This is a genomic window from Acidisarcina sp., assembly GCA_035539175.1.
Classification (GTDB): domain Bacteria; phylum Acidobacteriota; class Terriglobia; order Terriglobales; family Acidobacteriaceae; genus JANXZS01.
The window spans coordinates 24,727-39,765 of record DATLIY010000003.1 but is presented as its reverse complement, the minus strand read 5'-3'; the positions used below and the strand labels follow the sequence as shown (position 1 = coordinate 39,765).

Annotated in this window: 14 protein-coding genes; 8 read left to right on the top strand and 6 right to left on the bottom strand. The window is 60.3% G+C overall.

The window, feature by feature from the left end; all coding sequences use genetic code 11:
• The first annotated feature begins 342 nt into the window (after window positions 1-342).
• The 8 genes from VM554_00450 (at window position 343) to VM554_00415 (ending at window position 7,886) form a co-directional block, all read left to right on the top strand.
• Complete coding sequence (locus VM554_00450) at window positions 343-1,113, top strand: YggS family pyridoxal phosphate-dependent enzyme (protein ID HVJ06835.1); 771 nt, start codon at window positions 343-345, stop codon at window positions 1,111-1,113.
• A gap of 38 nt (window positions 1,114-1,151) precedes the next feature.
• The gene (locus VM554_00445; protein HVJ06834.1) at window positions 1,152-1,415 is read left to right on the top strand and encodes a DUF167 domain-containing protein; all 264 of its coding nucleotides are present in this window, start codon (window positions 1,152-1,154) and stop codon (window positions 1,413-1,415) included.
• Between the two features lie 128 nt (window positions 1,416-1,543).
• Window positions 1,544-2,977: a sodium:solute symporter family protein gene (locus tag VM554_00440; protein ID HVJ06833.1), complete on the top strand. Its 1,434-nt coding sequence runs from the start codon at window positions 1,544-1,546 to the stop codon at window positions 2,975-2,977.
• A 45-nt stretch (window positions 2,978-3,022) separates the two neighbouring features.
• Entirely contained in the window at window positions 3,023-3,319 is a 297-nt protein-coding gene (locus tag VM554_00435) for a DUF503 domain-containing protein (GenBank protein ID HVJ06832.1), read from the top strand.
• A 107-nt stretch (window positions 3,320-3,426) separates the two neighbouring features.
• On the top strand, window positions 3,427-3,840 hold the full coding sequence (gene rbfA, locus VM554_00430) for a 30S ribosome-binding factor RbfA (GenBank protein ID HVJ06831.1): 414 nt from the start codon (window positions 3,427-3,429) through the stop codon (window positions 3,838-3,840).
• Between the two features lie 21 nt (window positions 3,841-3,861).
• Window positions 3,862-4,839 carry a bifunctional oligoribonuclease/PAP phosphatase NrnA gene (locus VM554_00425; protein HVJ06830.1) on the top strand — a complete coding sequence of 326 codons (978 nt, stop codon included), beginning with the start codon at window positions 3,862-3,864 and terminating at the stop codon, window positions 4,837-4,839.
• A 111-nt stretch (window positions 4,840-4,950) separates the two neighbouring features.
• A complete protein-coding gene (locus VM554_00420; GenBank protein ID HVJ06829.1) occupies window positions 4,951-6,759 on the top strand; it encodes a glycosyltransferase family 39 protein in 1,809 nt (602 codons plus the stop codon).
• A gap of 137 nt (window positions 6,760-6,896) precedes the next feature.
• Entirely contained in the window at window positions 6,897-7,886 is a 990-nt protein-coding gene (locus VM554_00415; GenBank protein HVJ06828.1) for a GNAT family N-acetyltransferase, read from the top strand.
• A 47-nt stretch (window positions 7,887-7,933) separates the two neighbouring features.
• Here VM554_00415 and VM554_00410 read toward each other — a convergent pair whose 3' ends face one another.
• The 6 genes from VM554_00410 to infB form a co-directional block, all read right to left on the bottom strand.
• A complete protein-coding gene (locus VM554_00410; GenBank protein HVJ06827.1) occupies window positions 7,934-8,116 on the bottom strand; it encodes a hypothetical protein in 183 nt (60 codons plus the stop codon).
• Window positions 8,113-8,586, bottom strand: coding sequence for a DUF6677 family protein (locus VM554_00405; GenBank protein HVJ06826.1), 474 nt, complete (start codon window positions 8,584-8,586; stop codon window positions 8,113-8,115). The genes VM554_00410 and VM554_00405 overlap by 4 nt, the downstream gene beginning before the upstream one ends.
• Window positions 8,587-8,668: 82 nt before the next feature.
• Window positions 8,669-9,853 carry a M24 family metallopeptidase gene (locus VM554_00400; GenBank protein ID HVJ06825.1) on the bottom strand — a complete coding sequence of 395 codons (1,185 nt, stop codon included), beginning with the start codon at window positions 9,851-9,853 and terminating at the stop codon, window positions 8,669-8,671.
• Between the two features lie 109 nt (window positions 9,854-9,962).
• Entirely contained in the window at window positions 9,963-10,406 is a 444-nt protein-coding gene (locus VM554_00395; protein HVJ06824.1) for a CBS domain-containing protein, read from the bottom strand.
• 104 nt (window positions 10,407-10,510) lie between these two features.
• Window positions 10,511-11,500, bottom strand: a complete 990-nt coding sequence (locus VM554_00390) for a substrate-binding domain-containing protein (GenBank protein HVJ06823.1) — start codon at window positions 11,498-11,500, stop codon at window positions 10,511-10,513.
• A gap of 285 nt (window positions 11,501-11,785) precedes the next feature.
• Window positions 11,786-14,965, bottom strand: a complete 3,180-nt coding sequence (gene infB / locus VM554_00385) for a translation initiation factor IF-2 (GenBank protein HVJ06822.1) — start codon at window positions 14,963-14,965, stop codon at window positions 11,786-11,788.
• Between the last annotated feature and the right edge of the window lie 74 nt (window positions 14,966-15,039).

Below are 15,039 nucleotides of genomic sequence, written 5' to 3'. Positions count from 1 at the left end.
TTCTACACACCTATATCGACCGTTATTCCAACAGAATCACAAAAATGCATGGATTATCGGAAGCCCATGAAATTGCAATTTCCGGGCCACGTCCAGCGTCCTCCATTTATCCTGAGAGTCTGGATCCAGAGTACGTGAAATGCACGGGAATCACGCCAATTCAGCAAATGGGAATCGGTCATGCTACCCTTCCTCAAAAAATCCGCTCTACAAAGGCCCTGAAATAGCCGGAATGCCAACTCCCCTGGAAATCGTTACGCAAGAGATTACGCCGAACCTGCCTGCACGGATAGGGATACTCTGCAGGAGCGTTCCACCATCTGAACAAAAGGTTGGCCTGCCGTGAATCACGAAGAAACCCTGACCTTCTCCCAAAGGCTCACGCGCATCGAGGAGCAGATCGATGCCGCCTGCCGCCGTGCAGGCAGGAGCCGCAACGAGGTTCAGTTGATGGCGGTCTCCAAGACGCATCCCGCCGAAGCGGTGCAGGAGGCGATTGCCGCCGGTATCACGCACTTTGGCGAAAACCGCGTGCAGGAGTTTGCCCAGAAGTCGCTGGCACTCGCCCAACTGGGGCTGGCCAGAACTCCCGGCAAGCCCGCGCCAGGCTCCTCCGTCTTTCACCTGATCGGCCATCTGCAGTCAAACAAATCCACCCGCGCGGTCGAGCTCTTTGACGCAGTGGATTCACTCGATTCCCTGCGCCTGGCCGAGAGATTGAACGAAGCCGCGCAGGCACGCGGCCGCACGCTGCCCGTGCTGCTGGAAATCAAGCTGAGCCCCGAGGAGGCCAAGACCGGTCTCGACCCGCAATCCCGCGAGTTGATGGAGTTGCTCGAGCGCATTCCCTCTTTGCCCGCACTCGACCTGCGCGGCCTGATGACCGTGCCTCCCTACAGCGAAGATCCCGAGGATGCGCGGCCCTACTTCCGCCAGCTTCGGGAACTGCGCGAGCACCTGGCACAGGCGCACCCCGCCCTCAGCTTCGACCAGCTCTCCATGGGCATGTCGGGGGATTTTGCGGTCGCCATTGAGGAGGGCTCGACCATGGTGCGCATCGGCACGGCGCTCTTCGGGCATCGGGAATACCCAGACCGCGAGTACGTCAGATGACGCCCGTCCGGGATTCACCGCAGGGAGCAACCGTCGCCGTGAAAGTTCATCCTCGCGCCAGGAAGACCGCCATCACCGGCATCTTTGGCGAAGGCGCGAGCGCCGCGCTCAAAGTCGCGCTCTCCGCGCCTCCACTCGAAGGACGCGCGAATGAAGCCCTCATCGAGTTTTTCGCGGAGCTATGCCAGGTTCCTCGCTCCGCCGTCTCCATCGTCTCCGGCGCGCAGTCCCGGAACAAAGTCCTTCGCGTCGCAGGCCGCAGCGCGGAGCAGATCCGCCAGTACCTGCCTGCGAATCTCTAGCCCGATCCGCACTGCATTCGTGCCTTGCAATCGAGAGACTGCCTGACGGAAGACACATCCTGACGCGCCTTTCCGGTACACTTCCCCATAGTCCATCCAGCAGCATCCAGCCTAATGAAGGGAAGCGCATGAACCTGTATGCCGCCGTCCTCGGCGCAATCGTTCTCACCCTGCTCACTGTCTCGCTGGTGCAGTTGCGCCACGTCAAGACCAAAGCGGATTACCTCGTCGCCGGGCGATCCCTGCCGGCATTTGTGCTGGTCTTCACGCTGCTCTCTTCCTGGATCGGCTCCGGCTCCCTGCTTGGCGGTGCGGAGAACGCCTACCGCCACGGCTTTGCGGCGCTATGGCAGGCGGGCGGAGGATGGGCCGGTCTGCTGCTGATCTACTTCATCGCCCCCCGCGCCAGAAAGTTCGCGCAGTTCACCATCCCCGATTTGCTGGAGGCCCGTTATAACCAGGCCGCGCGCGTGCTCGGAGTCATCGCGGTCCTCTTCGCCTACACCGCCATCACCAGCTACCAGCTCACCGGCGGCGGAGACATCCTGCACCTCGTCTTCCCCACCATCATCTCCGCTGATCTCGGCAAATACATCATCGCCGTCTTTGTCATCGTCTTTACCGCAATCGCGGGGATGGCCTCCGTTGCCTACATGGACGTAGTGATCGGCATGCTCGCCACCATCACGATGTGCGTGGCGCTGCCGGTACTGCTCCGCTCCGCGGGTGGATGGAGCCACGTGACCCACGCGCTGCCTGCGACGCACTTCCAGGTGCTTGGCGACTTCAGCCTGCTGCAGGCGCTCGAGCTCTTCCTGCCGACATGCCTGCTCATGCTTGGCAACCAGTCCATGTACCAGAAGTTTTTTTCCGCGAAGTCGGAGAAGGATGCGCGCAACGCCGTCGCAGGCTGGATCCTCGGCACCATTGTTCTGGAGACAGTGATCGTTGCCCTCGCCGTCGTCGGCTCTGTGCGCTTCCCGGCGGGAGAAGTATCGAAGCACCCACGCGAAATCATCGCCTACACGGCGCTGAACGGACTCCCGCCATTCCTCGGAGCCTTGCTGATGGGAGCGGTCTTTGCCAAGATCATCTCCACTGCCAACAACTATCTCTTCTCCCCGGCAACCAACCTGGTCAACGATGTCTTCGTCCGTTACCTTGCGCCCGAGGCGTCAAACAAACGTGTTCTCATCGTCTCCCGCCTGATGGTCGCCCTGCTTGGCGTCTGGGCTCTCTATCAGGCGCTGCACACTGATTCGGTGCTCAAGAAAACCCTCTACGCCTACACCATCTACTCGGCGGCACTTACGCCGGTGATCCTGGCGGCCTTCTATTCGCGCCGTGCCAATGGCGCAGGAGCAGTCAGCGCAATTGGTGCCGGCACATTCGTGACTTTCTTTTGGGATGTGCCGTTGGTTCAGCACCACCTGCCTTCGGTTCTCGCGCAACGCGACGCCATCTTCCCCGCCCTGGTCGCTTCTCTGCTGTGCCTTGTGGTCGTCAGCCTCGCCACCAAACCACCGAAGCCGGAGCAAGTCGCCCTCTTCTTCCCGGAGTAGAGTTATTTTTGAAGTTAGTAGAGTTATTTTGTAGACCGTCCGCAGATGCCGATTGCCGCTCTCACCATCGAGCTTCACATTGAGCACGCACAGTCGCTGAAGGACCGGCGGCAGGTAGTGCGGTCGCTCAAAGATAAGCTGAAGGCGGGCTTTAACATCTCCGTCGCAGAGTTGGACGAGGCCATCACCTGGCAATCTGCCACCCTCGGAGTTTGTGCCATCTCCGGTTCCCGCGACTACCTGACCGGACTGATGCAGCAGGTGGAGAACGCCGCCGTCCGCATCGCAAACGATCTGGGCGCTGAAATCAGGGACTCCTACTGGCATTTTGTTGACGAGTAGCGGATTGGTCTTTCAGGAAAACTCTCTTCCATCTTGCAATGCGTTCGCGCATTGCCCTCCAGAGCGCGCCTCTGGTATTCTAAGGGGTTTTCCTAAGGAATTTCACAATGCCAGAACCACGCGCGCGCCAATATCATCGGGACCGCGTTGCGGAAGCACTCCGCGAAGAAATCAGCGCCGTCATCGAGGGCGAACTCTCCGACCCGAGAATCAGCTTCTGTTACGTCAGCGAAGTCCTGCTGAATCCGGGAGGCAAATCTGCACGCGTTTATGTGGCGGTCGATGGCGGTATGAAGGAAGAGACCGAAACCATCGAAGCGCTGATGAATGCGCGCGGACACATCCGTCACCGTCTGCTCGAGCTGATGGGGGTACGCCACATACCGGATCTCAGCTTTCACATTGACCGCTCGGAAAAAATGAAGAACCGGATCGACCAGCTCCTGGGCCGCGAGAAAAAGAAGAAGACAAAATCAGAGCCGGCACAGGACTCCACCACCCCACTCAGAACGGAGCTATAAACGGCACTCAATCCCAAAGCAATGGAGCACTACCAGCCAATACGCGCAATCCTGGAGATCATCGAGCAGGGTCATCGCTTTCTCGTCACCTCCCATGCCCGGCCGGACGGCGACGCCATGGGTTCCATGCTGGCCTGTGGAGCGATCCTGCGCCAGCTTGGCAAGCATGCGGATGTCGTCTCCAGCGACCGTCCGCCTCTGCTTTACAGCGGACTTCCAGGCGCTGACGAGATGCGTTGCGCCAGCCGCATCGAAGGAGACTACGATGCCGTGATCGTCCTCGAATGCGACGGGCTGGAGCGCACCGGCCTTCAGGGGCTGGAGGGCTTGCGCATCATCAATATGGATCACCATGCCAGCGGCCGCGCTTATGGCGATGTGAACTGGATAAACCGCGAAGCCTGCGCCGTAGCGGAGATGGTCTACGAGTTGGCGCTTGCCGCCGGAGCCGTTATCACTCCGGACATTGCGACGTGTATCTACACCGCGGTTCTGACAGATACGGGAAGCTTCTGCTACGGCAACACGGACGAGCACACCTTTGAGCTGGCTCGGGAACTGGTCCTGTGCGGAGCCGATCCCAAGCAGGCCGCGCAGCAGATCTACTTCAGCAATCCCACCTCAAAGATGCTCCTGCTGGGCGCCGCCCTCTCCAATATCAAGCGCGAAGGACGCATCGCCTGGATGTGGGTCACGCATAACGACATGGTCCGCGCATGCGCGGCCGAAGAAGACTGCGAAGGAATTGTGAACTACGCCATCAGTATCGCCGGAGTCGACGTTGCCGCCTTCCTGCGCGAGCTTCCGGACCGCGGAGTACGCGTCAGCATGCGCAGCAAGGGCGATATGGACGCGGCGGAGATTGCCCAGCATTTTGGCGGAGGCGGGCACAAGAACGCCAGCGGCTGCACGCTGCCCGGCCCACTCCCCGCAGCGGCAGAGAGCATTGTGAAGCTGATGCGGAGCAAAGCCAACGCGACCGTCCATGATGTAGCCTGAGGCTTGTGGTCCCGAGAGTTATGGCTTGAACGTGGTTTCCATTTCATTCCAATGTCGCTTCAATCTGATAGCCTTGTCCCGTCGGCTCTCTGAAGGACTAGAGGCCGGCAAATGCGTATTTTCGAGATAGCATCGAACGTGGGATTTCCTCTCAACCTCAAGGCGCTGCAGGACCGCGACACCGGAGTGCCCGCACGCCTCCCCGAGCTGTCAACCGTCCTCGAGGCGTTAACTCTCTTTGTATTCGCTGCATTTTTCCTGTTTTACGGCATGGTGCCGATCTTCGGTGGCGATGGGATCGGCCTAGTCGGCGCGGACGAACCCCGTTACGCGCAGATCGCCCATGAGATGCTCACCAAGCTTGACCACGGGCATGGAGTTGCGGGGAAGCTGGAAGCCTGCATCACCCCAATCCTCTACGGCAAACCCTGGCTGGAGAAGCCCGCACTGTATTACTGGCGCGCGATGTTTGCCTTCCGCGAGTTTGGAGTCCATGACTGGTCGGCCCGTATCCCCTCGGCGAGCTTCGCCTTTGTTCTCATCACGCTGACCTATCTGCACATCCGGCGCTTCCGCCCGGGAGGCCAACTCGACGCAGCCTTGATCACGGCGTGCTGCGCCGGCATCATCGGTTTCGCCCGTGGCGCCTCCACGGATATGCAGCTCGCGGCCCCCTTCTGCATCGGCATGCTTGGCTGGTATGCCTGGTATGAGACCGACAGCAAGTTCTGGCTCTTCGATATCTACTTCTTCGTAGGCGCCGCAACGCTGGCCAAAGGGCCAGTGGCTCCCTTCATGGCGCTGATGATTCTGCTGGCCTTCGCCGCCCTGCGCAGGGAGTGGTCCCTGCTCCGCCGAACCATCTGGATTCCCGGAATCATCCTTTACCTCGCCATGGTGCTGCCCTGGTTCATCGCTGTCCAGCACCGCAACCCCAACTTCCTGCGTATCTTCTTCCTGGAACATAATCTGGAGCGCTTTGCTACCGGCAGGTATCAGCACGATCAGCCATTCTGGTTCTACATCCCGATCACGCTGCTGGCGCTTACTCCCTGGGCTGTGATTTCCATGGCTGCGCTGGTGGATGCCATTCGCGAATCTGTAGCGGAGTGGAAGGCGCGCCATTGCAAAGATCGCTACGTCGGTCATCCACGGGCCGGGGATGCCTTTCCGGAGTTTCTCGTCCTCTGGGCACTCATCCCGATCGTCTTTTTCTCCATGTCCCGTGCCAAGCTTCCGGGCTACATCCTTCCCGCGCTGCCACCGATTACGATTCTTACCGGCGACTACCTGAATCGCATCCGAAACCGCGGATTGCGCCCGTCTCTCCTGACGGCACACGCCGTGGTCACCGGCATTATGACGGCGCTTGTTCTGCTGCTGCCCTGGCAAATCTCACATTCGGGAGTGATGCCACCGGCCCGCGCAATCCTCGCCGCCGTGGCAACCGGCGCGGGATCGGCTGTGCTGATCCTGGCAGTGGTCGCACGCTTTGGAATCCGGCGCCTGCGTATCGCCACCATGGTTCCGATGGTCGTTATGCTGCTCTTCCTGTTTGGCATTGGGCCAGTCTTCGGCATCGGCAACTTCCCCCTCACCAAGAGGAATATCCACGCCATCGATGACAGCTACTCCGCCCGCCATCTCTCGCGGCTCCTGGAGCAGGTTGCTCCTTCCACAGAAACCGTGGCCGTCTACAGGGTGCGCCGCGATGTGGAGTATGGCGTCGCCTTCTATCGCAATCACGAGGTTGCGAACTATGAGGGGCCGGCGGGCGTGCCTGCTGAAGAGCACATCCTGATCGTAAGAGAGGCCTATGCGGCGGAGATCCTTCCTTACCTGGGAGGCCGCAGCTATACCCCCCTCTTCACCTATCCAGCGCAGAATCTGGTTGTTTACAAGATCGCCGCGAAACCTTAGGCGATCCTCGCTCCGCAATCGGCAGGTACTCCGGAGAGTTCCCCGATATACTTCCCGGGCCAGAGATGCCTCTGCCATGAGAAGATTCGGAAGCATACGTATCTTCCACGAAGATTCCGTCGTGGCCACAGGCACAAATGACATCGGCAATCCAGCTTGAAATCCTCGACCTGAGACACTTCTCGGCGAACACCTTACGCCCGGTGCTCGAAGAAGAGACCGCCCTATGGGGCGAGCGCCTCGACTGGGATTACCGTGCTTCGGCCAGGCTGCTGCTGCAATATCTCGACTCCCACGTTCTCCCCGGATTTGTCGCGGTGGAAAATGGCCGCGTCACAGGCTACGTGTTCTGTGTCTATGAAGCGAACAAGGCAGTGATCGGTGATGTCTTCGCGATGTCATTGGAATCGGGATCTGCGACAAAGGTTGAGATTCGACTCCTGGAACATATCATCGAGCTATTGCAGAGTTCGCCTGGCGTGTGCCGCATCGAATCGCAACTGCTCCTTCATGAGCACGGACTCCACCGGCAGATCTTCGAACAGAATGGGTTCACCGTCTTCCCTCGTCTCTTCATGGAGCAGGACCTTCACAGCCGATCCGTCACCCAGCTTCCCAAAGGATTCACCCTCCACGGCGGGCTGCCTGACGATCTCGAGATTCGATCCTGGACAGACGCCGACTTTGCCAGTGCTGGACGGCTCATCGTGGAGGCGTATGAAGGCCACTTGGATAGCCGCATCAACGATCAGTACTGTACGGTCGCGGGAGCCCTGCGCTTTCTGCATAACATCGTGCGCTTTCCCGGTTGCGGCATCTTCGATCCCACGGCTTCAAGAGTCATTGCCAGCAGGACGCGCAACGAACTCGTTGCCTTACTGCTCTGCTCCCGCGTTCGCAGCGACGTAGGACACGTAACGCAGGTCTGCGTTGCGAAGGAATATCGGAATCGCGGTCTGGCCAGCTTTCTGCTGGCATCCTGCGCCGCAGATCTGCGCGGCCGCGGCTTCCAGGCACTTACGCTCACGGTGACGGAAGCCAACGCGAACGCCGTCGCACTCTACCGCCAGCGCGGCTATGTCAGCAAACACAGATTCAGCGCGATGGTCTGGCTAAACGGCCAATAACTGGCTGCGTGGATCGAAGCAGCGGCTCCTGGCGGAGGCTGAACGTGCTATCGCCGGATGAAGTACATCAGCCAGCTTGCGGCCACCACCGCAGCCACAAACATGGCGAAGCAGTATAGCCCGTAGCGGACCATTGCCCTGGTTGTGGAGCGCTGCGTGATGCCAAAAACCACGGACGCAAACGACGCGAAGAGCAGCACAGCCGTGAAATGCGAAGGAGCAAAGGTCATGCCTTCCTCCCCACGCGGATGTTGTGCGCATCCACAGCCGCAATCACGTTCAGCAGGCCGGCAACTACGGTGAATTTCGTCCCGTAGTCCGCGGTCGCCACCTGCACCGCGCCATGGCCCAGGTCAAAGACCCGGCCGAGGATATAGAGTAGCCCGCCGCCCAGATCGCCCGCAAAGCCCAGCATGTCCAGAACGTCGCCCGCATTGGGCGCATAGAGCTTGCCCTGCATCAGCAGCCCCAGCACAAACATGCTGGTAATGGAAATGAAGAGGAGTGCGCCGCGGCCCCAGCGCTTTTGCAGCGCGTGTCCAGCCCCCGGCACCAGCCAGCCGGCAATTAATGGAAGATAGGCGAAGCCGGATTCCGTTCCCGCTTCCCCACGTCCTGCAACTTGAGCCTTTGCAACCATCACATTTGAATATACAGCACCGCGCCGCGCTTCATTGCCTGCGAGCCCTGTAACGGACACAGCAGCCCAAGGTAACCAACTCCGGGCCAAGCGGCTCCGGCGGAACACTCTCAGCTATCTTCTGCTTCAGGCGCTGCTGGAGCTAAATTCTCACCAGCTCAGTTTGCACGCGCCCCGTAGTCTCGGCCCTGCCTGGCCAGGTCATCATGTTCAGCTCGCTGCGCACGCCAAACTCCGGCAGATAGACTCCCGGCTCAACAGAAAAGCAGGTATGCGGCAGAATCAGGCGCTCATCGTGGGTCTCCAGATTATCCAGATGCGCCCCGTTGCCATGCAATTCGGTGGCAATATTGTGTCCGGTGCGATGCGTGAAATAGCGGTCAAATCCGGCTTTTCTGATGACGTCCCGCGCGGCATCGTCGGCCTGCCAGCCCGCAAGGGGCCTGCCAGCCGCAAACGCCCGCTTTACCAGGTCCACCGTCGCATCCCGGGCCTCGCGCACCGTTTGGAAGACCTGTTGCTCCCGCTCGCTCGGTTCGCGGCCCACAACGCCAGTCCATGTGATGTCATACCAGCACGAGTCGGGAACGGTGCGACGCGCCCAGATATCCACCAGCAGAAAATCGCCTTCGCGAATCTGGCGCGATGTCTCCGCTGTCGGATCGTAGTGGGAATCGGAGGAGTTCTCATTCACCGAGACATTCGGCCCGTTCTCCCACTCCAGGCCTGCTCTGCCCATGGCCTCCCGCAGCCACACGGCCAAGTCATATTCGGTCATCGATTGGGGCGAGCCTCCGCTGGCCGGGCGAAGCCGCCGTCCTATCTCGCGAAAGCCCTCGGCGAGAATCTCATCGAGCGCTCGTTGCGCCTCGTAGTGGGTTGCGATCTGCGCCTCGCTCAAAACTGCCTCAAACTGGCTGACGAGGTCCGCCGAGCTCACAATAATCTTGCGAAACTCCCGCAGCAGCTCAATCGTGCCCGCATCCACCATCGAGATATACATGATCGCGTTGCGTGGGGAATATTGCATCGCAAGACGGTCGTAGCCAGCCAGCATGATCTGTAACCCATCCTCAAGCTCCCGCCACGACGAGTACAGGCCCTTTTCCCCCGGCAGCGTATCCAGGCGGCCCCGCTCCACGCGATGCACCAGTTTGCGCGGCTCGCCTTCCGCGGGCACAAGGTAGTACCAGCGCCGCGTGACATGCATGCTCTCGCTCAACCCCAGAATCCGGTAGGCGATCGGATCACGGTGATGATGATCGTAAAAGAGCCAGCCATCCAGATGCTGCTCACGGAGTGCGGATTGAATCGCTTCGAGGTTCATTCTTTTGTGATTGTAGAGGAGTCGCGTTTGGAACAGCGCCATGCGGGATCGAAGCGTACCGCCAGGGGGCACGCCGCCAGAACCCGCACTTTGCTGCTTCCGGGAAAAACTAGCTGCTCCTGCCGGTAATGTAGGCTTCAAGATGGCGGATGGTTTCCTGTTGTGCCTGTAGCATCCAGTTCACCAGGTCACCGATGGAGACGACGCCGATGACGCGCTCCCCTTCCAGCACCGGAAGGTGGCGGATCCGGTTCTCCGTGATGATGCGCATGCAGTCGACCACGGTATGTTTGGGGGTCACGAAGATAACTGGGCTGCTCATGATCTCGTGGACTTCCGTGTCCTTCGAGCTTCTGCCCCGGATGACTACTTTGCGGGCATAGTCCCTTTCCGACAGGATACCGACGAGTTTGTCGCCTTCCATAACCAGCAGGGCACCCACGCCCTTCTCGGCCATGGCTACCACGGCGTCGTATACAGAGCTGGAAGGCGGCACGGACCAGACCTGCCCCTTCTGCTTCATGATTGGACCGATTGCGTCAGAGAACTCCATAGGCCGTCACCTCGGAATTCGGATAATATCCGCACGATCAACAGATGGTCAACATGCCCCGACGGCTGCGAAATGAGCCGCCGGGGCAAATCCGATCCATCGGCTTAGTGCGCCTGAGCGTCTGCCCTGGATTTCAGGAAAACATCCACGTTGCCCTTATCGACAAGGCTCGTGCCGGTATCCACGAAGGTTGGAACCGGGGAGAACGAATCGACAGAGTAGACCGTGGTCAGGGACTTCAGGGGATAGTGGTGGAGGTCATCGAGTTGCTTCAGCCCATAGAACGCCATGGTGAATGGCTTCTGCGCAATCGTTGCATCGATTACGCCGCTATTTACCAGGTTCAGCGTCTCCTCATCCACATCCATTGCCACCAGCACCCGATCCTTCGCATTGGCACGCTTCAACGCTTCGGCTACATCCTTACCCGCGGAGGCCTCGAGACAAACCAGCGCGTCAATCTTTCCCGCTCCCGTACGCGCCAGATACTCGGTCGTCTTGTCGAGTGCCGTACCGGAGTCGCCCTTGATATTGAAGGTTTCAATCACGTTGATTCCCGGATGCGTAGCAAACACGTCCTGGTAGCCCTTCAGGCGTTCATCGAGGTTGGGCTGGCCTGGCATGGTGAAGAAAACGACGTTGCCCTTCCCGCTGAGCTTTTGCACGATCCGCGCTCCACCCAGGCGGCCTGCCTGCAGATTGTTCGTTCCGATAAAGAACAGCCGATGGCTATTCGCTGCATCGGAGTCGATGGTAATCACCGGGATGCCTGCCTGTAGCGCCGCATCAATCTCAGGCGCCATCAGTCCGGCATCCGCGACCGACACCATGATGCCCGCAGGCTTCCGGGCCACAACCGCGCGGAACTCCTTCACCTCTGCCTGTGGATCAAAGGTGTCTGGCCCGCGCATCTCCGCCGTCACCCCATACTGGGCCGCCGCCTTGTCCAGACCAGCCGCAGCCGTCTGCCAATAGGGCAATTTCGTATTCACCGCAACCAGGTAGTAGCTCTCCGACTTGCTATGGCGCTCACACCCGGCAAGCATGGTTGCCAAAGTGATTGCAAAGATCCCAATCAAAAAACGCGATGCCAAGTTCCGCATAGTACACCTCACATAAGAAAAATCCTGCGCGGAACTTATTGGATTACAAGGCGAAATGGACCGCGCTAGGAAAGATGGATTTTACGCCCCTGCCGGAGAAATTACATCCGAGGCTAAAAACACAGTAAAAAGACGGGTGGAAAAGCATCGCGTATCTCCTTCACGGCAGCGCGCGCTGCGGTGATATGGAGCAGAAAATTGTCTGAACTGCGCCAAGAAGTTTGGGCGTGCGGAATAGCTCCGCACGCCCATTCTGCCTTTATTTTGCCGCTTCTCTTAAGCGGTCAGAACCGCCGCGATTCGCTCCGTCACGAAGGCTTCAATCGTATCGCCAACCTTCAGATCATTGAAGTTGGCAATGCCGATACCACACTCCATGCCGTTCGTCACTTCCTTCGCATCATCCTTGAAGCGCTTGAGCGAGGAGAGCTTGCCCTTGTAGACCTGCTCGCCATCGCGCAGGATGCGAATCTCCGCATCGCGCTTGATGACGCCATCCGTCACGCGGCAACCGGCAATCGTGCCCACCTTGGGGATCTTGAAGATATTGAGCACTTCCGCACGGCCCGAGTAGTTTTCCTTGATCGTCGGTTCCAGCAGTCCGAGCATCGCCTTCTTCATCTCGTCCTGCAGTTCGTAGATGATCGAGTGCAGACGGATCTCCACACCTTCCTGCTCGGCAAGCTCGGAGGCTTCCCGGCCTGGACGGACTCCGAAGCCGATCACGATAGCATTCGAAGCCGAAGCCAGAAGAATATCGCTCTCCGTGATCGCACCGACTCCGGTGTGGATCACCTTGATGCGAACCTTCTCGGTGGACATCTTCTGCAGCGAGTCGGCAAGCACTTCTACCGAACCGGTGACATCGCCCTTCAGGATGAGAGGCAGTTCCTTGACTCCCGCCTGCTTGATCTGCTCGGCAAGCCCCTCCAACGAAACCCGCGACGACTTGGCAAGCTGCGACTCGCGCTCCTTCATCTTGCGATACTGCGCGATACCCTTTGCCTTGTCGCGATCGGCAACAACCAGGAAGGTGTCGCCGGCATCCGGCATGCCCTCCAAGCCCAGCACCTCGACCGGAGTCGATGGCCCGGCCTCTTCTACGGCGCGCCCGCGATCGTCAAACATCGCACGCACCTTGCCGAATGTGTTGCCCATGATAAAGCTGTCGCCGGACTTCAGCGTGCCATTTTGCACCAGCACCGAGGCGACAACGCCGCGCCCGCGGTCCAGCTTGGCTTCGATGACGGTTCCCACAGCCTTGCGACTTGGAGTGGCCTTGAGCGCCTTCATATCCGCGACGAGGCAGATCATCTCCAAAAGCAGGTCCAGATTGATCCGCTTCTTCGCCGACACGTCCACAAATACCGTGTCGCCGCCCCAGGCCTCGGGTACCAGTCCGCGGTCGCCCAACTGCTGCTTCACGCGATCCGGATTCGCCTCCGGCTTATCGATCTTGTTTACGGCCACGATAATCGGCACATTCGCCGCCTTCGCGTGATCCACGGCTTCCAGCGTCTGCGGCATCACGCCGTCATCCGCCGCTACCACGATCACCACCAGGTCCGTGACCTTGGCGCCGCGTGCACGCATCCGAGTAAAGGCTTCGTGACCCGGCGTATCCAGAAAGACGATCTCTCTTCCGTGTGCCGGAGATCCTTCCTTGCTGAAGCGAACCTTGTACGCACCAATGTGCTGCGTAATGCCGCCCGCCTCACCGGCCGCTACATCCGTCTCGCGGATCGCGTCCAGCAACGAGGTCTTGCCGTGATCGACGTGGCCCATCACCGTGACTACAGGAGGACGAGGCACTTCCTGCTCATCGGGGTTCTCTGTCTCCAGAATCTCCTCGATCGCCTCGTTCGCCATCTCTTCTTCAAAGCTGATGACCTGTGCTTCGGCGCCGAACTGCCGCGCAATGTCCTTCACCAGTTCCGCATCGAGAGACTGGTTGACCGTGACGAAGACGCCGCGCATCAGCAACGATGCGATCAGATCCTTGCCACGCACATCCAGCTTCTCCGCAAGCTCCTTCACGCTGACGCCTTCCGTCACCGTGATGGTGCGCGTAATCGGCACCGGCTCCTGCGAATATCCGCCCATACGCGGCGGCGGAACAAAGCCCTTCATCGGGCCTTCTTTGCTCTTTTCGTAGCGCTTGTTGCCGCCACCGGGACGACGATTGGGGCCTGTCGGCCTCTGCGGCCGCGGCGCCTCTCCCGGAGGAGGCATCATCCCACCGGCTCCCGCGCCGGGGCGGGGACCAAAGCCGGGACGAGCACCAAAGCCCGGGCGACCACCCATTCCGGGGCGTGCGCCTGGAGGCCCGCCTGTCGGCGAGCTACGCGTAGGATGCATCGGACGACGGCCGGGGGCTCCACCGGGACCGCCCTGGTAACCAGGGCCACCTGTTGGACGCTGCCCGAACCCAGGGGCTCCACCGGGACGACCGCGATCAAAGATCGGACGGCCGCGCTGAATGCCACCCGGACCTGCAGCCTGCGGCGGATGAGCCGAGGGCGGCGGAGGTGGTGGCGGAGGCGGAGCCGTATAGACCGGACGTGGCCCTGTCTGCGGCATAATCACGCGACGTACGGGCGCTGCCGGAGCTGCCGGCTTGACTGGAGCAGCCTCGACCGGAGCTGGAGTTTCTTTTGCTGCGACCGCAGAAGTCTCAACCGGCGCGGGAGTCTTCGCAGTCTCGGCAGGGTGAGAAACGGCCTCCGCCGCAGGGGTGGCGGCTACAACAGGCTCAGCCTTGGCGGGCGGCGCAACCGCGGCAGGAGCAGCAGCCTCAACCACTGGGGGCGCTGGCGCCGCTACCGGCGACGGAGCCGCAGGAGTCGCAGGTTTTACCGCTACAGGCGCCGCAGGCACGGAGGAAGCGATCGCTGGCTTCCCTTCCGCTGCTGCCACCTTTCCGGCGGGAGGCGCGGCGACAACCGGGCCCATTGGGGGCTTGGCGGCAATCGCGGGAGCTGGGACGATGATGCGAGGTTCCTGCCGCGGCTGAGGAACGATCCTGCGCGGAGCAGGCCTGGATGCCTCGGGAGCAGGGGCAACCGGGGCCGGAGGCGCTGGCGGTCTGGGCGGTGCAGGCGTGGCCGCAACTACTGGAGTGCTGGGTGGCGGCACGGGAACTGGTGGACGACGATGCTCACGCTCGGCGGCAGCTTCTTCGTTGCGGCTCTGGATCGCCTTGAGCACATCGCCTGGCTTGGAAACACGCGACCAGTCAATCTTTGGCTTCGGCTCAGCCTCGGCGCGATGCTGGCCGGTGGGCACACTGCGCCCTCCGCGCTGGAAGTGGACGCGTACGCGCTCCGCCTCGTCCGCCTCAAGTGAGCTGGAGTGGGTCTTCTTTTCCGTAACGCCTACTTCCGTCAAAACATCCAGAATCGACCTACTCTTCACTTCCAGTTCTCTGGCTAAATCATTGATTCGAACTTTACTCATCCGCCCCTTTTGGGCACCTTCCCCATAGCTCTAGATGGTCATAACACCCTCTCGATGGTGGGTCTCGGTGCAAT

Coding starts and splice junctions, on each gene's coding strand:
- VM554_00440 (HVJ06833.1), top strand. CDS start 1,544: ATGAACCTGTATGCCGCCGTCCTCGGCGCAATCGTTCTCACCCTGCTC.
- VM554_00435 (HVJ06832.1), top strand. CDS start 3,023: ATGCCGATTGCCGCTCTCACCATCGAGCTTCACATTGAGCACGCACAG.
- rbfA (HVJ06831.1), top strand. CDS start 3,427: ATGCCAGAACCACGCGCGCGCCAATATCATCGGGACCGCGTTGCGGAA.
- VM554_00425 (HVJ06830.1), top strand. CDS start 3,862: ATGGAGCACTACCAGCCAATACGCGCAATCCTGGAGATCATCGAGCAG.
- VM554_00420 (HVJ06829.1), top strand. CDS start 4,951: ATGCGTATTTTCGAGATAGCATCGAACGTGGGATTTCCTCTCAACCTC.
- VM554_00415 (HVJ06828.1), top strand. CDS start 6,897: ATGACATCGGCAATCCAGCTTGAAATCCTCGACCTGAGACACTTCTCG.
- VM554_00410 (HVJ06827.1), bottom strand. CDS start 8,116: ATGACCTTTGCTCCTTCGCATTTCACGGCTGTGCTGCTCTTCGCGTCG.
- VM554_00400 (HVJ06825.1), bottom strand. CDS start 9,853: ATGAACCTCGAAGCGATTCAATCCGCACTCCGTGAGCAGCATCTGGAT.
- VM554_00395 (HVJ06824.1), bottom strand. CDS start 10,406: ATGGAGTTCTCTGACGCAATCGGTCCAATCATGAAGCAGAAGGGGCAG.
- infB (HVJ06822.1), bottom strand. CDS start 14,965: ATGAGTAAAGTTCGAATCAATGATTTAGCCAGAGAACTGGAAGTGAAG.